A 22,396-nucleotide genomic window follows, 5' to 3' on the forward strand; every position below is an offset into this window, starting at 1 on the left:
GGCGCTCCGTCCGCTCCCGAGGACTTCGGCGTCCGCATAGGGTCGTCGTGATGACAGCCCCCCTCGAGACGGAGACCCACGTGCAGCGCGAGCCGGCCCGCCGACGCCTGCCGTCCTGGCTGCTCGGCAGCGGGGTCATCGCGGTCGCCATGGGCGTGATGAACGTCGCCACCTACGGGTTCACGATCCTGGCCGCGCGCCTCCTCGGGCCCAGTGAGTACGGCGCTCTCGCCGCCGTCATGGGGCTGCTGATGGTGGTCAGCGTGCTCTCGCTCGGGCTGCAGGCCACCGGCGCGCGGCGGGTCGCGGCCTCTCCCGGCGACCTCGACCGGATCGAGTCGGAGGTCCTCGCGGCGAGCTACCGCTCGGCCGTGGTGCTCGCGGTCGTCTGCCTGGCCGCCGTACCGGCCATCACCCTGACCCTGCGCCTCGACACCTGGCTGACGGCGGCGTTCCTCGCGGTCGCCGCCCTGCCGGTCACCGTGATGGGCGGGCAGGGCGGCATCCTGCAGGGCGAGCGACGCTGGCTTCCCCTGGCCGGCATCTACCTCACCACCGGTCTGGGACGCATCGCCTTCGGTGCGGCCGGGCTGCTCCTGTGGCGGGACTCCCTCGGCGCGATGGTCGGCGTGGCGGTCGGTGCCTTCGTTCCGGTCCTGGTCGGCTGGGCGGCGCTGCGCCATCCCGACCGGACCACCGGCCGCGGTCCCGTGCCCAGGGCCCCCCGGATGCGCTCCCGCACGAGCTGGGCACGCGGCGGGGTCTTCCGCGAGGTCGCCCACAACTCGCACGCGCTGCTCGCCTTCTTCGCGCTCTCCAACGCAGACGTGCTCATCGCCCGGGGCGTGCTCGACGACCACCAGGCCGGCCTCTACGCGGGCGGGCTCATCCTGGCCAAGGCGGTTCTCTTCCTGCCGCAGTTCGTCGTGGTGGTGGCGTTCCCGTCAATGGCCGCCGCCGGGACCCGCCGCGCGGGACACCTCAAGGCGCTCGGTCTGGTCCTCGCGATCGGGGCGGTCGCCACCGTCGGCGCCTACGTCCTGGCCGGGCTGGCGGTCACCTTCGTCGGTGGCAGCGCGTACGCCGAGCTGCACGACCTGATCTGGGCCTTCGCCGCGATCGGCACGCTGCTGTCCATGATCCAGCTGATGGTCTACGGCGTCGTCGCCCGGCAGAGCCAGCGGGCGGTCTACGTGCTCTGGGGTGCGCTGCTCGTGCTGGCGGCGTGCGCGCCGCTGCTCGACTCGCCGGTGGCCCTGCTCGCGACGGTGGCGGCGGTCGAGACGACGGTGCTCCTCGTCCTGCTGGTGTTCAGCCTGCGCCGCCGTACGCCCAGTCCCCCGGCCGACGTACCGGGAAAGACCACCGTCTAGCCCCCGACGCCTCAGAATGTCCTGCGGCGATGACCTCCAAGGACGGCGCCGTCGAGCGTCGTAGGTGCTGAGAGGGACCCGGAACCCATCGTTTGAGCGCCGACACAACGACGCCCCCTCCCCGGTGGTCCAGGGAGGGGGCGCCGGTGAAGCCGTGGGGGTCGATCAGCCCCACATGGCCATCTTGGAGCTCACGCGCCAGACGCCGGCCTTCTTCTCGTAGTCGACCATGATGATGCTCCACGACGGCTTCACGCAGGCCTTGTACTCGCGGGACTGGTATCCCGACATGAACATCGACTGCTTGCCGGCGGTGTCGAAGGTGTTGTGCACCCGCTTGATCGACCAGCCCTCGCGGACCTTCTTGAACTCGGTCTTGGTGACGCAGCCGGGGGTGTCGGCCGAGGCCGGGGCGGCGACCACCAGGACGGGGGCCGCAGCGAGGGCTGCGGTGGCGAGGATGGCTCCGAGGCGCTTCATGGGTGCTGCTCCTTGTGTGTGCGGGTGAATAAGACAATCTTTGGACAAAACGGTCGAACCGCATGGCGTTTCGGTAAAACCACCGCCTGTGTCTCAGCCGGCGGGCGACAGGGTGGCCGCCGCGGCGTGGCTATTGGCCTTGTGCGCGGTCGAGACGGTCACCTTGGTTGGCGACCGCATCAGCGTTGGCGCGGCACAGGAAGTGCAGGTGGTCGACGTCCTGGCCAGAGCCGGCCCTGACTGCCGGGCTCAGCGGCGCGCGGCGTCGTCGACGCAGAGCACCGCCCAGGGCAGTGCCTCCAGCCGCCCTTCACCGATCGGCTTCCCGCACACGTCGCAGGTGCCGTAGGTGCCGTCGTCCAGCTTCTCCAGCGCCCGGTTCACGTCCGCCAGGGTGACCTGGAGCTGGTCGTGCACCGCCACCTGCGAGAGCCGGTCCACCGCCATCGACGTACCCTCGCCGACCCGCTTGCCGAAGGAGATGGAGCCCTGGTCGGAAGGACGCTGCTCCATCTGCCCCATCTGGTCGTCGAGCTCGGCCTTCTTCTCGCGGAGCCTCGCGGCGATGTCGTCCATCTGCCCATCATGTCCTGCCCCGCAAAGCCGGGCACCGCGCCCCCGCGGCGTCGGCCCGGCGCCGCGCGGTGCACCCTCCGTGCGGGTCGGGACGGGTCAGTGCGCGGCGTCGTGCCAGCTGTGGCCGGTGCCGACCGACACGTCGAGCGGCACGGTGAGCTCGGCGGCCGCAGCCATCTCGGCGCGGACCAGCTCCTCGAGCCGCTCGGCCTCGCCGGACGCCACCTCGAGCACGAGCTCGTCGTGCACCTGGAGCAGCATCCGCGAGCGCAGCGACGACTCCTTCAGCGCCGCCTGCACCTTGAGCATCGCCACCTTGATGATGTCGGCGGCCGACCCCTGGATCGGGGCGTTGAGGGCCATCCGCTCGGCCATCTCCCGGCGCTGCCGGTTGTCGCTGGTGAGGTCGGGCAGGTAGCGACGGCGCCCCATGATCGTCTCGGTGAAGCCGCTGCGCCGCGCCTCGTCGACGATCCCGGCGAGGTAGTCGCGCACCCCGCCGAAGGTCTCGAAGTACTCGTCCATGAGCCCCCGCGCCTCGGCCGGCTCGATCCCGAGCTGCTGGGAGAGCCCGTAGGCGGAGAGCCCGTACGCCAGGCCGTAGTTCATCGCCTTGATCTTGGCGCGCATCTCGCCGGTGACCTCGGCCGCGTCCACCTCGAACACCCGCGCCGCGGTCACCGAGTGGAAGTCACGGCCCGACCGGAACGCCTCGATCAGCAGGGCGTCCTCCGACAGGTGCGCCATGATCCGCATCTCGATCTGGCTGTAGTCGGCGGTCATCAGCGACTCGTAGCCCTCCCCGACGACGAACGCCTCGCGGATCCGGCGGCCCTCCTCGGTGCGGATCGGGATGTTCTGCAGGTTCGGGTCGGTGCTGGAGAGCCGCCCGGTCGCCGCGATCATCTGGTTGAACGTGGTGTGGATCCGGCCGTCGGACTGCACCGTCTTGAGCAGGCCCTCCACGGTCTGCCGCAGCCGCGAGAAGTCGCGGTGCCGCAGCAGGGCGAGCAGGAACGGGTGCTCGGTCTTCACGTAGAGCTGCTGCAGCGCGTCGGCGTCGGTGGTGTAGCCGGTCTTGGTGCGCTTGGTCTTCGGCATGTTCAGCTCGTCGAACAGCACCACCTGCAGCTGCTTCGGGGAGCCGAGGTTGATCTCCTTGCCGATCACGTCGTACGCCTCGTCGGCCGCCTTCTTCACCTCGCCGGCGAAGTGCGCCTCGAGGCTCTGCAGGTGCTCGGTGTCGACCGCGACGCCGGTGCGCTCGAGGTCCGCGAGGACGTCGACGAGCGGCAGCTCCACCTCCGCGAGCAGGCGGGTGCCGCCGCGCGACTCGAGCTCGTCGTCGAGCGCCTCGGCCAGGTCGAGGATGGCCCGCGCCTGCAGCATCGAGGTGTCCCCCGAGGAGTCCTCGCCGAGGCTGTCGAAGCTCAGCTGGCCCTGGTCGGCGTCCTCCTGGCGCAGCTCGCGCTTGAGGTAGCGCAGGGTGAGGTCGGCGAGGTCGTAGGAGCGCTGGTCGGGTCGGGCGAGGTACGCCGACAGCGCGGTGTCCCGCTCCAGGCCCGCGAGGCTCCAGCCCCGGGCCGACAGCGCCAGCATCGGACCCTTCGCGTCGTGCAGCACCTTGCGGTACGACGGGTCGGCCAGCCAGTCCGCGAGCGCCCGGTCGTCCTCCGGGGTCAGCTGCTCGGCGTCCAGCCAGGCAGCGGAGCCGTCCCCGGTGGCGAGCGCGAGGGCGTAGACGTCACCGGTGCCGGCGCGCCACGTGCCCTGCACCTGGACCCCGACCCGGGCGTCGGCGACGCGGGCGTGCTTCTTGAGCCAACCCTCGACCTCCCCCTGGCCGAGGCGCGTGCCGTCGAGCTCGAAGCCGCCCTCCTCGATCTCCTCCGCGGACTCCAGCGTCGCGAAGAGCCGGTCGCGCAGCACCCGGAACTCGAGACCGTCGAAGAGCTTGTGCACCTCCTGGCGGTCCCACGGCTGCATCGCCAGGTCGATCGGCCGCGCGGTCAGCTCCAGGTCGCACACCAGCGCGTTGAGCCGCCGGTTGCGGATCACCTCGCCGAGGTGCTCCCGCAGCGAGTCGCCGGCCTTGCCCTTGATCTGGTCGGCGTGGGCGATCACGTTCTCGAGGCCGTCGTACTGGCTGATCCACTTCGCGGCCGTCTTGGGCCCCACCCCGGGCACGCCCGGGAGGTTGTCGGAGCTCTCCCCCACCAGCGCGGCGATCTCGGGGTAGCGGTGCGGTGGGACGCCGTACTTCTCCTCGACGGCTTCAGGGGTCATCCGGGCCAGGTCGGAGACCCCCTTGCGCGGGTAGAGGATCGTGCAGCTGTCGCTCACCAGCTGCAGCGCGTCGCGGTCACCGGTGCACACCAGCACCTCGAACCCCTCCGTGACCGCCTGCGTGGTCAGCGTCGCGATCACGTCGTCGGCTTCGTACCCGTCCTTCTCGATGGTCGGGATCCGGAGCGCGGCGAGCACCTCCTTGACTAGCGAGACCTGCCCCTTGAACTCGTCGGGCGACGCGGACCGGTTGGCCTTGTAGTCGGCGTACTCCTCGGACCGGAAGGTCTGCCGGGACACGTCGAACGCGACCCCGAGATGGGTGGGCTGCTCGTCGCGCAGAACGTTGATGAGCATCGAGGTGAAGCCGTAGACCGCGTTGGTCGGCTGCCCCGTCGTGGTCGAGAAGTTCTCCACCGGCAGCGCGAAGAACGCGCGGTAGGCCAGCGAGTGGCCGTCGAGGAGCAGGAGGCGGGGACGCTGACCGGGCACAGTGGGCTGTTCAGACACGCCTCCGACCCTATCCCCCGCCACCCCCGGTTTCGGAGCCCGGACCGGGCGCCGTCACCCCACGGTGACGGCGCGCCGGGCAAGCGCGACAATCGGTCGCATGGAACCACGAACCGACAGCGCCGAGACCGAGCAGTTCCTCCACCAGTTCCCGATGGGCGACCTGAACGAGAAGATGGGGGTCGAGCTGCTCGAGGTCTCCGCCGAGCGCGTGGTGGGCACCATGCCGGTCAAAGGCAACACCCAGCCCTACGGCCTCCTCCACGGTGGCGCCTCGGTGGTGCTGGCCGAGAGCCTCGGCTCCGTCGGCTCCGCCGCGCACGCCTACCCCGACCGGATCGCCGTCGGCGTGGACATCAACGCCACCCACCACCGGTCCGCCCGCGAGGGCGTCGTGACCGGGGTCGCCACACCGATCCACCTCGGGCGTACGTCGGCGTGCTGGGAGGTCGTGATCACCGACGAGGACGGCAAGCGGGTCTGCACCTCGCGGATCACCTGCGCGCTGCTGCCCGCGAAGCGCGACTGACCCGGTCCGACCCGCCCGCGCGGTGGGCGTGACCCGCACGGCGGCTCCCCGCCCGTACGAACTCAGTCGGTCTTGGACTGCGCGCGGCGCATGGACCGCCGTGCGGCGATCACCTGGCCGACGCTGCGGTGGTTGCGGCTCGACACCATCGCACCCGGCGGCGGCTCGACCGGCAGCTTCGCGCGCAGGGAGCCGACCGTCGCGGCGCGGACCACCGCGACCTGGGCGAGCCCGAGCCGCGCCATGAACCGGTTCGCGTCGCGCGAGTGCACCGACGCGGCGGCGAGCACGTGGGTGGTGTCCTTCTCCTCCGCCCAGGTCACGGCCGCCTCGATGAGCATCCTGCCGATGCCGCGCCGGCGGTACTTCGGCAGCACGTGCAGGTGCGAGACGTGGATCGCGCTCTCGCAGTGGATCGGGGAGAGCCGCGCGCGGGTCAGGTGCGCCGCGGCGACCACCTCGTCGTCGAGGACCGCGACCAGCAGCCGCTCGTCGGGCTCGGCGGCGATCCGCGCGACGGCGCAGGAGGCCTCCTCGGCCGGGGGGCGACCGGTGTCGGTCGCCGTACGACGGGAGAAGTCCGCCCACACGGCGAGCAGCGCTTCGGCGTCCTCCGGCGCTGCGTCGCGCACGTGTACCGGGTGACGGGACAACGGACACCCCTTCCGGGCCTTGGTCGTGGCAATGCAGGTGGGACCGGACGTACCGGTCCCAGGACTGCCCACTCGACATCGGTCCCCGTCGCCCGCGCGTAGTCGGCGAGGTGAGAGATTACGCCTGTATGCCGCGAATCGGTAGAGGAGGCCTCGGTGTTCCCAGGCATCGGCACGCTCGTGAACGTCGTCACCGTCCTGCTCGGCACCGTGATCGGCGTGCTGGTCGGGCACCGGCTCACCCAGCGCACCCGGGACGTGGTCACCGACGGCCTCGGTCTGGTCACCCTGCTGATCGCCGCGCTCTCCGCGGCCAGCATCACCGACGCCTCCTGGGCGGCCGCCGTCGGCGACAGCGCGCCGATGCTGATCGTGCTCGGCTCACTCCTCACCGGCGGCATCCTCGGCTCGGTGCTCCGGATCGAGGACCGGCTCGAGGGCTTCGGCAGCTGGCTCCAGGCCGGCCTGCACGCGCGGGCCGGCGGCCGGGAGGAGAGCGCGGACCGGCAGCGGTTCATCGAGGGGTTCGTCTCGAGCTCGCTGGTCTTCTGCGTGGGACCGCTGACCGTGCTCGGCTCGCTCAACGACGGCCTCGGCAACGGTCCAGACCAGCTGTTCCTCAAGGCGGCGCTCGACGGGTTCGCCGCGATCGCGTTCGCGGCGTCCCTCGGCTGGGGGGTGGCCGCGAGCGCGATCGCGGTGCTCGTCGTGCAGGGCTCGCTGACCGTGCTCGGCGCGGCGCTCGGCGACATCCTCCCCGACCCGCACCTCGCCGCGCTCACGACCACCGGGGGTCTCATGCTCGTCGGCGTCGCCCTTCGACTGCTGAGGATCAAGCAGCTCCCCGTGGGGGATCTGCTGCCGGCCCTGCTGATCGCTCCCCTGCTCACCCAGGTCGTGATCGCGCTCCGCTGAGTCGCCGTACGGCGGCCGTGAGCACGACGAAACGCCGTCGAAACTTGCTGTTTGCAAGCGGTGCGATGCGTTGCAGCATTGTTGTCGTGTCGGGCGACCCGTACGGCGCCGTACCTCTAGGGTGAGGTCGGATCTACGGCGACCCGTCCAGCACTTCCGCGTGAGGGAACTCACGCGCGACACTCGCTATAGTCCCGCGAGACATTCTCGAAAGAAGGCGACAGGAGTCCCATGCAGACAGGCATCAGACGCATCGCCGGACTGTTGCTCGCAGTGGTGGTGGCCGTGCTCGCGCTGTCGGGGACCGCGCAGGCAGCAGCCGCCGCGGCCCCCACCGCCGCCGACGCTCCCGCCTGCGTCCTTCCGGAGATCACCGACGACGACACGATCTCCATCCTGGGTCGGATCTGCGACACCAGGGAGACGCCCCAGACACCTGTCGAGGGTGTCGACATTACGGTCGAGGACGAGTCCGGCAACGTGGTCGGCGAGGCCACCACGACGGCGGAGGGCACGTTCGAGATCCCGCTGCCCGGCACCACCGTGGACAACCTCGGCAAGACCTTCACGGTCAAGGTCGACGAGAAGTCGATGCCCGAGGGCGCCGCGCTGCGCAACCCCGACGACGTCACCCGTGACGTGCAGATCAACCTCGACAACGACGTCTCGGTGAGCTTCCCGGTCGGCGAGGCGGCCGGCGGCGAGGGCATCGCCACCCAGGGCCTGCAGCTGCTCGTCGGCGGCATCGTGTTCTCCACGCTGCTGGCCATGGCCGCGCTCGGCCTCTCGATGATCTTCGGCACCACGGGCCTGACGAACTTCGCGCACGGCGAGCTGATCACCTTCGGCGCCCTGGTCGCCTACGCGGTCGACCAGCTTCCCGGAGCGATCCGGATCGGCGGCACCGACGTGACGGTCGTCGTCGCGGTGATCGTCTCCTTCATCCTCTCCGGCGTCTTCGGCTACCTCAACGACAAGGCGCTGTGGAAGCCGCTGCGCATGCGCGGGACCGGCGTGATCGCGATGATGATCGTCAGCATCGGCCTGTCCATCTTCCTGCGCAACATCTTCCAGTACGTCGCCGGCGGGCAGAACCACAACTACTCGCAGTACGCCGCGGTCCAGCCGTGGGAGATCGGACCGATCCTCCTCACGCCGAAGGACACCGCGGTCGCGCTGCTGGGGGTGGCGGTGCTGATCGCCGTCTCGCTGCTGCTGCAGTACACCCGGATCGGCAAGGCCACCCGCGCGGTCGCGGACAACCCGGCCCTGGCCTCCTCCTCGGGCATCAACGTGGAGCGGGTCATCGCCGTCGTCTGGACCGGCGGCGCCGCGCTGGCCGGCCTGTCCGGCGTGCTGCTCGGCCTCACCCAGGGCTTCGACTACCAGCTCGGCTTCAAGATCCTGCTCCTGGTGTTCGCCGCGGTCGTGCTCGGCGGCCTGGGCACGATCTGGGGCGCGATGCTGGGTGCGTTCATCATCGGCATCTTCATCGAGGTCTCCACGCTGTTCATCCCGAGCGAGCTGAAGTTCGTCGGCGCCCTCGTGGTGCTGATCGTCGTCCTGCTGATCCGGCCCCAGGGTCTGCTCGGCAAAGCCCAGCGGGTCGGTTAGGAAGAGAGAGCTCCATGGACTGGCAGAACATCTTCAGCCTCGCCCTCCAGCAGGGCCTCGGCCCGTCGGCGGTCGTCTACTGTCTCGCGGCCATCGGCCTCAACGTGCACTTCGGCTACACAGGCCTGCTGAACTTCGGACAGGCAGGCTTCATGGCGATCGGCGGCTACGCGATGGCCTCCGTCGTCTCCACCTGGGGTCTCCCCTTCTGGCTCGGCGTCGTCGTGGGCCTCCTGCTGGCCGTCGTGCTCGCGCTGCTGCTCGGCGTGCCAACACTGCGGCTGCGGGCGGACTACCTGGCCATCGTGACCATCGCCGCCGCGGAGATCATCCGGCAGACGGTGGGCTCGGTGAGCCTGCTCGAGTACTTCGGCGGCCAGGACGGCCTGACCGGCTTCAGCGACAGCTTCCGGTCGCTGAACCCCTTCAGCGGCTCGATCGGGATCCCCGGCGTCGTGTCCTGGCGCGCCAACGACGCGTGGGTGATGCTGGTCGGCTGGATCCTCGTCGTGATCTGCTGCCTCATCGTCTGGCTGCTCATGCGCAGCCCCTGGGGCCGCGTCCTCAAGTCGATCCGCGAGGACGAGGACGCCGTGCGCAGCCTCGGCAAGAACGTCTACTCGTACAAGATGCAGTCGCTGATCATCGGCGGCGTCTTCGGCGCCCTGGCCGGCTTCATCACCGCGCTCAAGAGCGCCGCGATCAACCCGTCGTTCTTCGCCACCGACATCACCTTCTTCGCCTACACGGTGCTGCTCGTCGGCGGCGCCGCACGGGTGCTCGGGCCGGTCGCCGGCGCGATCATCTTCTGGTTCCTGCTGAGCTTCCTGGACCTGTTCTTCACCCAGGCCGCTGCGACGGGGCTCATCCCCGAGTCGATCATGACCTCGAACCAGGCCAGCCTGATGCGCTTCATCTTCATGGGCCTCGCACTCATGCTGCTCATGATCTTCCGACCACAGGGAATCTTCGGAGACCGAAAGGAGCTGGCCCTCGATGCCCGCTGAGACGACTGCTCCGATGGAGACCCCCGGCCGGGGCACGTCCGCGAGCGCCCTGCGCGCGCGTGAGGTGCTCGCGGACGTGGCCCACGAGCCGGGCGCGAAGAAGCCCGACCCGATCGTGGTCGCCGACCACATCACCCGCAGCTTCGGCGGCCTGACCGCGGTGGACGTGGAGCACGTGGAGGTCCAGCGCGGCGTGATCACCGCGCTGATCGGGCCGAACGGCGCCGGCAAGACCACCTTCTTCAACCTGCTCACCGGGTTCGACCGCCCCGACAGCGGCGACTGGTCGTTCAACGGCACGAGCCTGAACAAGGTCCCGGCGTACAAGGTCGCCCGGATGGGCATGGTCCGTACCTTCCAGCTGACCAAGGTGCTCTCGAAGCTCACGGTCATCGAGAACATGCGGGTCGGCGCGACCGGCCAGAAGGGCGAGACGCTCCTCGGCGCCATGTTCAAGCCGATGTGGCAACGCCAGGAGACCGACAACACCAAGCGCGCCGACTCCCTGCTCGAGCGGTTCCTGCTGATCAAGAAGCGCGAGGACTTCGCCGGGGAGCTCTCCGGCGGCCAGCGCAAGCTCCTCGAGATGGCCCGCGCGCTGATGGCCGACCCGGAGCTGGTGATGCTCGACGAGCCGATGGCCGGGGTGAACCCCGCGCTCAAGCAGTCGCTGCTCGGTCACGTGAAGTCGCTGCGGGACGACGGCCGCACCGTGCTCTTCGTCGAGCACGACATGGACATGGTGCGCGACATCTCCGACTGGGTCATCGTGATGGCCCAGGGCAAGATCATCGCCGAGGGGCCCCCCGAGTCCGTGATGGGCGACCAGCGCGTGATCGACGCCTACCTCGGCGCGCACCACGACGAGGCGCTCACCTTCGAGGCGGAGGAGAAGATCCACGCCGAGGCGTCCTCCGAGTTCCAGGGCGGCCCCGCAGCGTCCGCTGCACCCCGCGCGTCGACGGGGACCACGGAGCGCACCGGTTCCACCGCGGCCACCGGCGAGCACGCGGCGGCCACGGAGCCCGCTTCCACCCGCACCGACGACCACGAGGACGGTCCGCGATGACAGAGACCATCGACAGCGTCCCGGGCCGGGAGCAGCACCTCAAGGCGGCCGAGGGGGCGGTGCTGCGCGCCGACAACCTCATCGCCGGCTACCTGCCGGGGGTGAACATCCTCAACGGCGCCGACCTGTACTGCCAGCGCGGCGAGCTGGTCGGCATCATCGGCCCCAACGGCGCCGGCAAGTCCACGCTGCTCAAGGCCCTCTTCGGCCTGGTCAAGGTGAAGTCCGGGACGGTCCTGCTCGAGGAGCGGGACATCACCAACAGGCGGGCCGACGCCCTGGTCGCCGCCGGCATCGGGTTCGTCCCGCAGACCAACAACGTCTTCCCGTCGCTGACGGTCCAGGAGAACCTGGAGATGGGCGTGTTCCAGAACCCGAAGTCGTTCTCGAAGCGGTTCGACTTCGTCACCGACCTCTTCCCCGCCCTGCGGGACCGGCGGGGCCAGCGCGCCGGGTCCCTCTCGGGCGGCGAGCGGCAGATGGTCGCCATGGGCCGCGCGCTCATGATGGAGCCGTCGGTGCTGCTGCTCGACGAGCCCTCCGCCGGGCTCTCGCCGGTGATGCAGGACGAGGTCTTCGTGCAGACCCGGCGCATCAACCGGGCCGGGGTCTCCGTGGTCATGGTCGAGCAGAACGCCGCCCGCTGCCTGCAGATCTGCGACCGCGGCTACGTTCTGGACCAGGGCCGCAACGCGTACACCGGCACCGGGAGCGAGCTCGCGCACGACCCGAAGGTCATCGAGCTCTACCTGGGCACCCTGGCCAAGGGCTGACGCCCGCAAGACGAAGCCCGGTCCCCTCCCAGGAGGGGACCGGGCTTCTCGCATGTCCGGGCGGCGGGCGCCGTGGGCGCCGTGGGCGCCGTGCCGGGCGCCAGGGGCGCCGTGCCGGGCGCTCCCGGGGAGCGTGCCTGCCCAGGTGGTACGGACGCCGTACGGGCATGAAGAGGGGCCCGGCCGATGCGGCCGGGCCCCTCTCCTGACTCGTGTGGAGCCGGTGTCAGTTGATGACGCCGGAGACCGAGTCGATCTGCTTGTACTTGTTGCCCTTGTCATACTCCTGGATGCCGATCGTGGCCTTGTTCGGGCTGCCGGTGTCGTTCATGTCGCACGGACCGGAGACACCGTTGTAGTCGATGTCCTCGCCGTCCTCGATGAGCTTGGCGCAGTCCTCGAAGGTCGTGCAGGCCGTGCCGTCCTTGGAGACGTTGATCAGCTCGGACGCGATCGCCTCGCCGGAGTCGTCACCGGCCTGGAGCGCAGCGAGCGCAGCCATCATGACCGCGTCGTACGACTGGGGGCCGTAGGTGAAGTCCTTCAGCTTCGGGTCGACCTCGAGCAGGCGGTCGTAGAACGCCTCGTCGACCTCCGGCGGCGACGGGAACGTGCCCTTGACGCCGGCCAGGTCGAAGTTCTCCGCCGAGTAGTCGGCCATGTTGCCGTCCACGAAGTACAGCTGGACGTCCTGCGGGCCGACTCCCTTGGAGATCAGCTGCGGGACGATCTTCGTGGTCTCGTTGAAGGCGATGAGCAGGATCGCGTCGGGCTTCGACGCGGCGACCTTGTTGACCTCGGCGGTGAAGTTCTGCGCCTCGGCGGAGTACAGCACGTACTCGCTGACCGTCGCGCCCTTCTCCTCGAGGACCTGCTTGGCCCGGTTGGCCAGACCCTCACCGTAGGAGTCCTGGCGAGCCATGATCGCCACGGTGTCGTGACCGTCCTCGACCGCGAGGTTGCCGAGCACCTCGCCCTGGAGCACGTCGGACGGGGCGGTACGGAAGTACAGGCCCTTGTCGTCGTAGGTGTCGAAGGCCGGCGAGGTGTTGGCCGGCGAGAACTCGACGACGCCGGCGCCGGTGATCTTGTCGATCACGCTGAGCGAGACGCCCGAGGCGGCCGCACCGACGATCACGTCGGCGTTGTCGTTGAGCAGGGTGTCGACCGAGGCGCCCGCGATGTCAGGGGTGCCGTCGCCCGAGTCTGCCTTCGAAGCGGCGATCGGCTTGCCGAAGATGCCACCGGCGTCGTTGATCTCCTTGATCGCGAGGTCGACTCCCGCGAACTCCGGCGGGCCGAGGTAGGCGAGGTCGCCGGTCTGCGGGAGGAGGCTACCGATGGTCAGGGTGCCATCACCGGTCTTGGCAGCTCCACCATCTTCGGTGGGGCTGGCCGTCGACGTGCCGTCGGGCTCGGCGGTGCCGGTGTCGGACTCCTGGCCGCATGCGGTGAGCACGAGGGCGGCGGTGGAGAGCACCGCAGCCGTGCGCCAAGCGCGGGTTGGGCGAATCATTGAGCCTCCGTCTGATGGAGTTTGCGGTCGCCCCCCGCCCTGGGGAGGGCGCGACCGTGTCCTGGGTGTTGGACTGAACCTAGCGCCAAAGACGGGGCTCGTAGCGGACCTAGCGCACAATAAAGACCTGGTCGTTGCCATTTCGTGACCTACCGCAGCGGGCATGCCCGAAACGGCCGTCCACGCCTACTGAAGCGTGCTACCGGGCTGGTCCGCCATGCCCGGGCCGTGCGCGATGACACCCTCGGCGACCTGCTTCATCGACAGCCGCAGGTCCATCGCGGTCTTCTGGATCCAGCGGAAGGCGTCGGGCTCGCTGAGGTCGAGCTGCTTCTGCAGGACGCCCTTGGCGCGGTCGACGACCTTGCGGGTCTCGAGGCGCTCGGTCAGGTCGGCGACTTCCGCCTCGAGCATCTGCAGCTCGCCGAACCGGCTCACCGCCATCTCGATCGCGGGCACGAGGTCGGTCTTGCTGAACGGCTTGACCAGGTAGGCCATCGCGCCGGCGTCACGCGCGCGCTCGACGAGGTCGCGCTGGCTGAACGCGGTCAGGATCACGACCGGGGCGATCCGCTGCTCGGCGATGCGCTGGGCCGCGGAGATGCCGTCGAGCTTGGGCATCTTCACGTCGAGGACCACCAGGTCGGGACGCAGCTCCTCCGCGAGCGCGACGGCCTTCTCGCCGTCCCCGGCCTGCCCCACGACGTCGTACCCCTCCTCACCGAGCATCTCGGCGAGGTCGAGGCGGATCAACGCCTCGTCCTCGGCGATGACGACGCGGCGCGCGGACGGGCGGGGCTCTTGTTCGGTCACGAGAGGCAAGGCTAGTGCGGCCCGGCCGATTCGCGCACATCAGCCTGGTCCGGGCGGTCAGGCGCTGCGCTCTCCGCGCCGGCGGACGGCGAGCCGGTCGAGGAAGAGCTCGACCTCCTCCCGCTCGACCCGCCTCCGGGCGAGCTCCGTGGCGGCGCCGCGGGCGTTGTCGACCGCTCGGTCCTGGTGCCACGGCCGCCACCGCGGCGCCCTCCGTGCGGCCCACGTCGTCAGCGTCATCGCCTGCCCCCTCCCGTCTGCACTCCGATCGGTAAAGTCTAGTGCTTCAGTACAGTTTGGCAAGAGGGGTGGCGCGGACTCGGGGCACGGACTCGTGGCCGGGCAGGACGGCGGATCGGGTACGGTAACCCCGCACTTCGCCCCGGTATCCCAACGGCAGAGGAAGCGGTCTCAAACACCGTCCAGTGTGGGTTCGAGTCCCACCCGGGGCACCCTCCCGCGGCGTGCGACGCGTCAGACAGTCGGGCGACGGTACGCCGGCGCCACCGCGTTGATCGCGTCGCCCATCCGGTGAACCCGCATCGCGTTGGTGGAGCCGGGGATGCCCGGCGGGCTGCCGGCGATGAGCACGACGAGGTCGCCCTCCTGGACCCGCCCGATCTTGAGCAGGTGCTCGTCGACCTGGCGGACCATCTCGTCGGTGTGCTCCACCGGCGAGGTCAGGAACGTCTCGATGCCCCACGACAGCGCGAGCTGGGACCGGACCGAGGGGACCGGGGTGAAGGCCAGCACCGGGATGTCGCTGCGGTAGCGCGAGAGCCGCCGGGCGGAGTCGCCGCTCTGGGTGAACGCGACGAGATACTTCGCGTCGACCCGGTGCGCCACCTCGACCGCGGCCTTGGCGATCACCCCGCCCTTGGTCCTCGGCTGCCAGTCGATCGGCGCCATCCGGTGCATGCCGTGGCGCTCGGTGGACGAGATGATGCGCGCCATCGTCTCGACGGTCTCGATCGGGTAGGACCCGACGCTGGTCTCCCCCGACAGCATCACCGCGTCGGCGCCGTCGAGCACCGCGTTCGAGACGTCGGAGGCCTCCGCCCGGGTGGGACGGGGCGCGGAGATCATCGACTCGAGCATCTGGGTGGCCACGATCACGGGCTTGGCGTTCTTCCGCGCCAGCTCGACGACCTTGGCCTGGATGACCGGGACGTCCTCGAGCGGGCACTCCACGCCGAGGTCACCGCGGGCGACCATGAACCCGTCGAACGCCTTGATCAGCTCGGGGAGGTTGTCGACGGCCTGTGGCTTCTCGATCTTCGCGATCACCGGCAGGTGCACGCCCTCCTCGTCCATGATCTTGCGGACGTCGTCGACGTCGCTGGCGTGCCGGACGAAGGACAGCGCGATGAAGTCGACGGTGAGGTGCAGCGCCCAGCGCAGGTCCTCCTTGTCCTTCTCGGACAGGGCGGGGACCGAGACCGCGACGCCGGGCAGGTTGATGCCCTTGTGGTTGCTCACGGGACCGGGCACGACGACCCGGGTCACCACGTCGGTGTCCTCGACGGAGGTCACCTCGAGCCGGACCTTGCCGTCGTCGATGAGGATCTGGTCGCCGGGGGCCACGTCGCCGGGAAGCCCGTCGTACGTCGTGGAGCAGATCTCCTTGTCGCCGGGCACCTCCCGCGTGGTGATCGTGAAGGTCTGGCCCTCCTCGAGCTCGACGGGGCCGGAGGCCACCTTGCCGAGCCGGATCTTGGGGCCCTGGAGGTCGGCGAAGATACCCACGCCGTGGCCGGCCTGGTCGGCGGCCTCTCGGACGAGACGGTAGGCCTTCTCGTGGTCGGTGTAGGAGCCGTGGCTGAGGTTCAGACGTGCCACGTCCATGCCCGCGTCGACCAGCTCGCGGATCTTCTCAGGGGTGGATGTCGCGGGACCGAGGGTGCAGACGATCTTTGCTCTACGCACGTTCAGCAACCCTACTCAGTTACCGGCCGGTCACCAGGACCGGGCACTTGAACGTTCCAAGATGTGGTCATCTCGCTCCCCCGTCGAGAGGTCAGTCGTGCGGGCGCGAGAGGTCACTCGTTCGGCGGACCAGGGGTACGGCGGGCGCCGTACCCCGGGCCGGGACCGAACGAGTGACGCCTCAACCCGGAACGAGTGACGCCTCAACGCCGAACGAGTGACGCCTCAACGCGGAGGTCAGACGACGAGGGGGCGGGCCGTCGGCGGGATCGGGGCCGGGAGCGTGGTGGCCCCGGTGAGGAAGGTGTCCACCCCGGCCGCGGCGGCCCGTCCCTCGGCGATCGCCCACACGATCAGCGACTGGCCGCGACCGCAGTCCCCGGCCACGAACACGCCCTCGACCGACGACATGTAGTGCTGGTCGCGCGCGACGTTGCCGCGCTCGTCGAGGTCGACACCGAGCTGGGAGACGAGCCCCTCCTTCTCGGGGCCGGTGAAGCCCATGGCGAAGAGCACCAGGTCCGCGGGGATCTCGTACTCGCTGCCCTCGACCTCCGCGAACGTGCCGTCCCGCATCTCCACCTCGACCAGGCGGAGCGCCCGGACGTGGCCCTCGTCGTCGCCGAGGAACTCCTTGGTGGAGACCGAGTAGACCCGCTCGCCACCCTCCTCGTGCGCCGAGGAGACCCGGAACGTCATCGGGTAGGTCGGCCACGGCTGGTTCGTCGGACGCTCGTCGCCGGGCTGCGGCATGATCTCCAGCTGCGTGACGGAGGCCGCACCCTGGCGGTGCGACGTGCCGAGGCAGTCCGCGCCGGTGTCACCGCCGCCGATGATCACGACGTGCTTGTCGGTGGCCACGATCTGGCCCTCGACCTCCTCGCCGAGCGCGACCCGGTTGGCCTGCGGCAGGAACTCCATCGCCTGGTGGATGCCGTCGAGCTCCCGGCCGGTGGCCGGCAGGTCGCGCGCCACGGTGGAGCCCACGGCGAGCACCACGGCGTCGTACCGGTCCTTGAGCTGCTGGCCGGTCAGCTCGCCACCGACGTCCACCCCGGCCCGGAACACGGTGCCCTCGAGGGTCATCTGCTCCAGCCGGCGCTCGAGGTACTTCTTCTCCATCTTGAACTCGGGGATGCCGTAGCGCAGCAGGCCGCCGATGCGGTCGGCCCGCTCGTACACCGCGACGGTGTGCCCGGCGCGGGTGAGCTGCTGCGCCGCCGCCAGGCCCGCAGGGCCCGAGCCGATGACCGCGACGGTCTTGCCACTGAGCCACTCGGGCGGCTGCGGCGTGACGTACCCGTCGTCGAACGCGCGGTCGGCGATCGCGACCTCGACGTTCTTGATCGTCACCGGGTCCTGGTTGATGCCGAGCACGCAGGCGGTCTCGCACGGCGCGGGACACAGCCGACCGGTGAACTCCGGGAAGTTGTTCGTCGCGTGCAGGCGCTCGCTCGCGCCGGACCAGTCGTCCCGCCAGACCAGGTCGTTCCACTCGGGAATGATGTTCCCGAGCGGGCAGCCCTGGTGGCAGAACGGGATGCCGCAGTCCATGCAGCGCCCGGCCTGCTCGGTGATGATCGGCAGGAGCGTGCGGCCCATCCCCTCGGGGTAGACCTCGTTCCAGTCCTTCACACGCTCCTCGACCGGACGGCGCGAGGCGACCTCACGTCCGTGCTTGAGGAAGCCCTTCGGGTCAGCCATGGAGTGCCTCCATCATCGCTTCGGTGGCGGCCTTCTCGTCCAGCCCGGCGGCCTCCGCGGCAGCCTTGGCCTCGAGGACCTTGCGGAAGTCGGTCGGCATGACCTGGGTGAACCGCTCCACCGCCGCCGACCAGTCGTCGAGCAGCGCCTTCGCGACCGGCGACTCCGTCTCCTCGTGGTGACGGCGTACGGCGGCCTCCAGGTCGTCCCGGTACTCGTCGGCGACCGGGCCGAGCTCGACGAGCTGCTGGTTCACGCGACCGCGGTCGAGGTCGAGCACGTAGGCCACTCCCCCGGACATGCCGGCCGCGAAGTTGCGTCCGGTCGGGCCGAGGACGACGACCTGGCCGCCGGTCATGTACTCGCAGCCGTGGTCGCCCACGCCCTCGACGACCGCGGAGGCGCCGGAGTTGCGCACGCAGAACCGCTCGCCGACCTGGCCGCGCAGGTAGATCTCGCCCGACGTCGCGCCGTAGCCGATCACGTTGCCGGCGATGATCTGGTTCTCCGCGTCGAAGGTCGCGCCGCGGTCCGGACGGACCACGATCCGGCCACCCGAGAGGCCCTTGCCGACGTAGTCGTTCGCGTCGCCCTCGAGGCGCAGGGTCATCCCCCGCGGCACGAACGCGCCGAACGACTGGCCGGCGGAGCCGGTGAAGGTGAGGTCGATCGTGCCGTCGGGCAGGCCCTCGCCCTTGAAGCGCTTGGTCACCTCGTGGCCGAGGATCGTGCCGACCGTGCGGTTCACGTTGCGGATCTCCAGCTGCGCCCGCACCGGCTCCCCACGCTCGAGCGCGTCGGCCGCGAGGGCCACGAGCTCGTTGTCGAGCGCCTTGTCGAGGCCGTGGTCCTGCACGGTGGTGTTGCGCCGGGGCGTGCCCTCCGGCAGCGACGGCACGTGCAGCACCGGCGACAGGTCGAGCCCCTGCGCCTTCCAGTGCTCCACGGCCTGCTGCACGTCGAGCGCCTCGGCGTGGCCGATCGCCTCGTCGAGGCTGCGGAAGCCGAGCTCGGCGAGGAGCTCGCGCACCTCCTGGGCGACGTACTCGAAGAAGTTCACGACGTACTCGGCCTTGCCGGTGTACCGCTCGCGCAGCACCGGGTTCTGCGTGGCCACCCCCACCGGGCAGGTGTCGAGGTGGCAGACCCGCATCATGATGCAGCCCGAGACCACCAGCGGGGCGGTCGCGAAGCCGAACTCCTCGGCGCCGAGCAGCGCCGCGATCACCACGTCGCGCCCCGTCTTGAGCTGACCGTCGGTCTGGACCACGATCCGGTCGCGCAGGCCGTTGAGCAGCAGCGTCTGCTGGGTCTCGGCCAGGCCGAGCTCCCACGGACCGCCGGCGTGCTTGAGCGAGGTCAGCGGGGACGCGCCGGTGCCGCCGTCGTGGCCCGAGATCAGCACCACGTCGGCGTGCGCCTTGGAGACACCCGCCGCGACCGTGCCGACCCCGACCTCGGCGACGAGCTTGACGTGCACGCGCGCCGACGGGTTGGAGTTCTTCAGGTCGTGGATCAGCTGGGCGAGGTCCTCGATCGAGTAGATGTCGTGGTGCGGCGGCGGCGAGATCAGGCCCACGCCCGGGGTGGAGTACCGGGTCTTCGCGACCCACGGGTACACCTTGTGCCCGGGTAGCTGGCCGCCCTCGCCGGGCTTCGCGCCCTGCGCCATCTTGATCTGGATGTCGTCGGAGTTCGTGAGGTACTCCGAGGTGACACCGAACCGGCCGGACGCGACCTGCTTGATCGACGAGCGGCGCTCGGGGTCGTAGAGGCGGTCGGCGTCCTCGCCGCCCTCACCGGTGTTGGACTTGCCGCCCAGCCGGTTCATGGCGATCGCGAGGGTCTCGTGCGCCTCCTGGCTGATCGAGCCGTACGACATCGCGCCGGTCGAGAAGCGCTTGACGATGGCGGAGACCGGCTCGACCTCCTCGATCGGCACCGGGGTCCGGTCGCCCTTGAACCGGAACAGCCCGCGCAGCGTCATCAGCCGCTCCGACTGCTCGTCCACGCGCTGGGTGTACTGCTTGAACACGTCGTAGCGGCCGGAGCGGGTCGCGTGCTGGAGCCGGAAGACCGTCTCCGGGTCGAACAGGTGCGGCTCGCCCTCGCGGCGCCACTGGTACTCGCCCCCGATCTCCAGGGCACGGTGTGCCGACGGGAGCCCGTCGACGGGGTACGCCTTGTGGTGCCGCAGCGCTACCTCCTCGGCGACCGTGTCGATGTCGATGCCGCCGAGCTTGCTGACGGTGCCGGTGAAGTAGCGGTCCACGAGCGACTGGGACAGGCCCACCGCCTCGAAGATCTGGGCACCGGTGTACGACGCGACCGTCGAGACGCCCATCTTGCTCATCACCTTGAGCACGCCCTTGCCGAGCGAGGTGACCAGGTTCTTCACCGCACGGTCGGGGTCGACGTCGACGAAGTGCCCGTCGCGGGCGAGGTCCTCGACGGTCTCCATGGCGAGGTACGGGTTCACCGCGGCGGCGCCGTACCCGATCAGCAGGGCCACGTGGTGGACCTCGCGCACGTCGCCGGCCTCGATGACCAGGCCGACCTGGGTGCGGGTCTTCTCCCGGACCAGGTGGTGGTGCACCGCGCCGGTCAGCAGCAGCGACGGGATCGGGGCGAGCTCCTGGGTTGAGTGCCGGTCGGAGAGCACGATGATCCGCGCGCCGTTGGCGATCGCCTCGGACACCTCGGCGCAGATCTCGTCGATCCGGCGGGCGAGTGCCTCGCCGCCGCCCTCGACCTCGTAGAGGCCGCGGGAGACGTGGGTGATGAAACCGGGAAGGTCGCCGTCACGGTTGATGTGCCGCAGCTTGGCGAGGTCGTCGTTGTCGATGACCGGGAAGGGCAGCACGACCTGCCGGCAGGACGCCGGGGTCGGCTCGAGCAGGTTCGCCTCGGGGCCGATGGTGCCGTTGAGCGAGGTCACGAGCTCTTCACGGATCGCGTCCAGCGGCGGGTTGGTGACCTGCGCGAACAGCTGGCTGAAGTAGTCGAAGAGCAGCCGCGGCCGGTCCGAGAGCGCCGCGATCGGGGTGTCCGTGCCCATCGATCCGATCGGCTCGGCGCCGCTGCGCGCCATCGGCGTGAGCAGGATCCGCTTCTCCTCCTCGGTGTACCCGAAGATCTGCTGACGGCGGGTGACCGAGGCGTGGGTGTGCACGATGTGCTCGCGCTCGGGGAGGTCCTCGAGGCGGATCAGGCCCGCGTGCAGCCACTCGTCGTACGGGTGCTCCGCGGCGAGCTCGCTCTTGACCTCCTCGTCCTCGATGATCCGGTGCTCCTCGGTGTCGACGAGGAACATCCGGCCGGGCTGGAGGCGGCCCTTGCGGACGACCGTGGCCGGGTCGATGTCGAGCACGCCGACCTCGGAGGCGAGCACGACCAGGCCGTCCTCGGTGACCCAGTAGCGCGAGGGGCGCAGGCCGTTGCGGTCGAGGACCGCGCCGATCTGGGTGCCGTCGGTGAACACGACGCAGGCCGGGCCGTCCCACGGCTCCATCATCGAGGCGTGGAACTCGTAGAACGCCTTGCGCTTGGCGTCCATCTCGGCGTGGTTCTCCCAGGCCTCGGGGATCATCATCAGCACCGAGTGCGGCAGCGAGCGACCGCCCATGTGCAGCAGCTCGAGCACCTCGTCGAAGGACGCGGAGTCCGACGCCCCGGGGGTGACCACGGGGTAGAGCCGCTCGAGGTCGCCGGGGATCAGGTCGCTGGCCAGCAGTGCCTCACGGGCGCGCATCCAGTTCCGGTTGCCCATCACGGTGTTGATCTCGCCGTTGTGGGCGATGAACCGGAACGGGTGCGAGAGCGGCCAGCTCGGGAAGGTGTTGGTGGAGAACCGCGAGTGGACCACGCCCATCGCGGACTCGACCCGCTCGTCGACCAGGTCGGGGTAGAACCGGTCGAGCTGGTCGGTGGTGAGCATCCCCTTGTAGGCGATCGTCCGCGAGGACAGCGACGGGAAGTACACGTCGGTCTCACGCTCGGAGCGCTTGCGCAGGCAGAACGCCATCCGCTCCAGCGCCATGCCCACGACGCGGCCGTTGGCGGCGCTCACGAACAGCTGGCTGAAGGTCGGCATCACGCTCAGCGCGGTGGCGCCGAGCAGGTCGGGGTCGACCGGGACGTCGCGCCAGCCGAGGACCTTGAAGCCCTCCTCGGCGGCGATCTCCTCGATCCGGCTGCGGGTCTTGGCGACCTGCTCGTCGTCGCCGGGCAGGAACGCGGTGCCCACCGCGTAGCTGCGGGCCGCGGGGAGCTCGAAGTCGACGACGGCGCGGAAGAACCGGTCGGGGACCTGGAGGAGGATGCCGGCACCGTCGCCGGAGTCCGGCTCGGCGCCGGTGGCACCGCGGTGCTCGAGGTTGCGCAGGGCCGTGACGGCCTTGGCAACGATGTCGTGGCTGGCAACGCCGGTCAGGGTTGCAACGAAGGCCACTCCGCACGCGTCGTGCTCGTGGAGTCCGTCGTAGAGCCCCTGGGGCGGCGGGAATGCTTGCATGAAGGCACTCTCCCGTCGTCGTCGTGACACCGGGTCGGCGGATGCTGAGCCGGCGTAGTCATGGTGCAACTGGTTGCGCGGGACGACATTGGCCCATGCGGAATCAAAACTCTACAACACGGTCGCCGGGCGAAGCTCA

Annotated in this window: 17 protein-coding genes and 1 tRNA gene; 8 read left to right on the plus strand and 10 right to left on the minus strand. The window is 70.1% G+C overall.

Annotated features, from left to right (window positions below; all coding sequences use genetic code 11):
• Nucleotides 1-50 precede the first annotated feature (50 nt).
• The gene (locus K1X13_RS02270) at nt 51-1,373 is read left to right on the plus strand and encodes a lipopolysaccharide biosynthesis protein (RefSeq protein WP_221023418.1); all 1,323 of its coding nucleotides are present in this window, start codon (nt 51-53) and stop codon (nt 1,371-1,373) included.
• Nucleotides 1,374-1,538: 165 nt separating this feature from the next.
• On the opposite strand, the gene K1X13_RS02275 is transcribed toward K1X13_RS02270, so the two are convergent.
• From K1X13_RS02275 to polA, 3 genes are all read right to left on the minus strand, one after another.
• A complete protein-coding gene (locus K1X13_RS02275) occupies nt 1,539-1,853 on the minus strand; it encodes a hypothetical protein (RefSeq protein ID WP_221023419.1) in 315 nt (104 codons plus the stop codon).
• 249 nt (nt 1,854-2,102) lie between these two features.
• The gene (locus tag K1X13_RS19795; RefSeq protein ID WP_221023420.1) at nt 2,103-2,429 is read right to left on the minus strand and encodes a TraR/DksA family transcriptional regulator; all 327 of its coding nucleotides are present in this window, start codon (nt 2,427-2,429) and stop codon (nt 2,103-2,105) included.
• 96 nt (nt 2,430-2,525) lie between these two features.
• Nucleotides 2,526-5,225, minus strand: coding sequence for a DNA polymerase I (polA, locus tag K1X13_RS02285; protein WP_308249340.1), 2,700 nt, complete (start codon nt 5,223-5,225; stop codon nt 2,526-2,528).
• A 100-nt stretch (nt 5,226-5,325) separates the two neighbouring features.
• On the opposite strand from polA, the gene K1X13_RS02290 reads away from it, so the two are divergent.
• Nucleotides 5,326-5,754, plus strand: a complete 429-nt coding sequence (locus K1X13_RS02290; RefSeq protein WP_221023421.1) for a PaaI family thioesterase — start codon at nt 5,326-5,328, stop codon at nt 5,752-5,754.
• Nucleotides 5,755-5,816: 62 nt separating this feature from the next.
• On the opposite strand, the gene K1X13_RS02295 is transcribed toward K1X13_RS02290, so the two are convergent.
• Complete coding sequence (locus K1X13_RS02295; protein WP_221023422.1) at nt 5,817-6,386, minus strand: GNAT family N-acetyltransferase; 570 nt, start codon at nt 6,384-6,386, stop codon at nt 5,817-5,819.
• Nucleotides 6,387-6,563: 177 nt separating this feature from the next.
• Between K1X13_RS02295 and K1X13_RS02300 the strand changes: the two genes are divergently transcribed.
• The 5 genes from K1X13_RS02300 (at nt 6,564) to K1X13_RS02320 (ending at nt 11,785) form a co-directional block, all read left to right on the plus strand.
• A complete protein-coding gene (locus K1X13_RS02300) occupies nt 6,564-7,322 on the plus strand; it encodes a DUF554 domain-containing protein (RefSeq protein WP_221023423.1) in 759 nt (252 codons plus the stop codon).
• A 231-nt stretch (nt 7,323-7,553) separates the two neighbouring features.
• A complete protein-coding gene (locus K1X13_RS02305) occupies nt 7,554-8,936 on the plus strand; it encodes a branched-chain amino acid ABC transporter permease (protein ID WP_221023424.1) in 1,383 nt (460 codons plus the stop codon).
• A 14-nt stretch (nt 8,937-8,950) separates the two neighbouring features.
• Complete coding sequence (locus K1X13_RS02310) at nt 8,951-9,943, plus strand: branched-chain amino acid ABC transporter permease (RefSeq protein WP_221023425.1); 993 nt, start codon at nt 8,951-8,953, stop codon at nt 9,941-9,943.
• Nucleotides 9,933-11,012, plus strand: coding sequence for an ABC transporter ATP-binding protein (locus K1X13_RS02315; RefSeq protein WP_225914497.1), 1,080 nt, complete (start codon nt 9,933-9,935; stop codon nt 11,010-11,012). Before K1X13_RS02310 ends, K1X13_RS02315 begins: the two co-directional genes overlap by 11 nt.
• Nucleotides 11,009-11,785, plus strand: coding sequence for an ABC transporter ATP-binding protein (locus K1X13_RS02320; protein WP_221023426.1), 777 nt, complete (start codon nt 11,009-11,011; stop codon nt 11,783-11,785). Before K1X13_RS02315 ends, K1X13_RS02320 begins: the two co-directional genes overlap by 4 nt.
• A 226-nt stretch (nt 11,786-12,011) precedes the next feature.
• On the opposite strand, the gene K1X13_RS02325 is transcribed toward K1X13_RS02320, so the two are convergent.
• The 3 genes from K1X13_RS02325 to K1X13_RS02335 form a co-directional block, all read right to left on the minus strand.
• The gene (locus K1X13_RS02325) at nt 12,012-13,265 is read right to left on the minus strand and encodes an ABC transporter substrate-binding protein (RefSeq protein ID WP_308249341.1); all 1,254 of its coding nucleotides are present in this window, start codon (nt 13,263-13,265) and stop codon (nt 12,012-12,014) included.
• 222 nt (nt 13,266-13,487) lie between these two features.
• The gene (locus K1X13_RS02330; protein WP_308249342.1) at nt 13,488-14,114 is read right to left on the minus strand and encodes an ANTAR domain-containing response regulator; all 627 of its coding nucleotides are present in this window, start codon (nt 14,112-14,114) and stop codon (nt 13,488-13,490) included.
• A gap of 57 nt (nt 14,115-14,171) precedes the next feature.
• Nucleotides 14,172-14,354: a hypothetical protein gene (locus K1X13_RS02335; RefSeq protein WP_221023429.1), complete on the minus strand. Its 183-nt coding sequence runs from the start codon at nt 14,352-14,354 to the stop codon at nt 14,172-14,174.
• A gap of 139 nt (nt 14,355-14,493) precedes the next feature.
• On the opposite strand from K1X13_RS02335, the gene K1X13_RS02340 reads away from it, so the two are divergent.
• Nucleotides 14,494-14,566: transfer RNA gene (locus tag K1X13_RS02340), tRNA-Leu, on the plus strand.
• Nucleotides 14,567-14,588: 22 nt separating this feature from the next.
• On the opposite strand, the gene pyk is transcribed toward K1X13_RS02340, so the two are convergent.
• From pyk to gltB, 3 genes are all read right to left on the minus strand, one after another.
• Nucleotides 14,589-16,040 (minus strand): pyruvate kinase, encoded by a 1,452-nt coding sequence (gene pyk / locus K1X13_RS02345; protein ID WP_221023430.1) that lies wholly within the window; start codon nt 16,038-16,040, stop codon nt 14,589-14,591.
• 237 nt (nt 16,041-16,277) lie between these two features.
• On the minus strand, nt 16,278-17,744 hold the full coding sequence (locus K1X13_RS02350) for a glutamate synthase subunit beta (RefSeq protein ID WP_221023431.1): 1,467 nt from the start codon (nt 17,742-17,744) through the stop codon (nt 16,278-16,280).
• The gene (gltB, locus tag K1X13_RS02355; RefSeq protein WP_221023432.1) at nt 17,737-22,257 is read right to left on the minus strand and encodes a glutamate synthase large subunit; all 4,521 of its coding nucleotides are present in this window, start codon (nt 22,255-22,257) and stop codon (nt 17,737-17,739) included. The genes K1X13_RS02350 and gltB overlap by 8 nt, the downstream gene beginning before the upstream one ends.
• Between the last annotated feature and the right edge of the window lie 139 nt (nt 22,258-22,396).

Source organism: Nocardioides jiangsuensis, assembly GCF_019679455.1.
Lineage (GTDB): Bacteria > Actinomycetota > Actinomycetes > Propionibacteriales > Nocardioidaceae > Nocardioides_C > Nocardioides_C jiangsuensis.

Coding starts and splice junctions, on each gene's coding strand:
- K1X13_RS02270 (WP_221023418.1), top strand. CDS start 51: ATGACAGCCCCCCTCGAGACGGAGACCCACGTGCAGCGCGAGCCGGCC.
- K1X13_RS02275 (WP_221023419.1), bottom strand. CDS start 1,853: ATGAAGCGCCTCGGAGCCATCCTCGCCACCGCAGCCCTCGCTGCGGCC.
- K1X13_RS19795 (WP_221023420.1), bottom strand. CDS start 2,429: ATGGACGACATCGCCGCGAGGCTCCGCGAGAAGAAGGCCGAGCTCGAC.
- K1X13_RS02290 (WP_221023421.1), top strand. CDS start 5,326: ATGGAACCACGAACCGACAGCGCCGAGACCGAGCAGTTCCTCCACCAG.
- K1X13_RS02305 (WP_221023424.1), top strand. CDS start 7,554: ATGCAGACAGGCATCAGACGCATCGCCGGACTGTTGCTCGCAGTGGTG.
- K1X13_RS02310 (WP_221023425.1), top strand. CDS start 8,951: ATGGACTGGCAGAACATCTTCAGCCTCGCCCTCCAGCAGGGCCTCGGC.
- K1X13_RS02315 (WP_225914497.1), top strand. CDS start 9,933: ATGCCCGCTGAGACGACTGCTCCGATGGAGACCCCCGGCCGGGGCACG.
- K1X13_RS02320 (WP_221023426.1), top strand. CDS start 11,009: ATGACAGAGACCATCGACAGCGTCCCGGGCCGGGAGCAGCACCTCAAG.
- K1X13_RS02335 (WP_221023429.1), bottom strand. CDS start 14,354: ATGACGCTGACGACGTGGGCCGCACGGAGGGCGCCGCGGTGGCGGCCG.
- K1X13_RS02350 (WP_221023431.1), bottom strand. CDS start 17,744: ATGGCTGACCCGAAGGGCTTCCTCAAGCACGGACGTGAGGTCGCCTCG.
- gltB (WP_221023432.1), bottom strand. CDS start 22,257: ATGCAAGCATTCCCGCCGCCCCAGGGGCTCTACGACGGACTCCACGAG.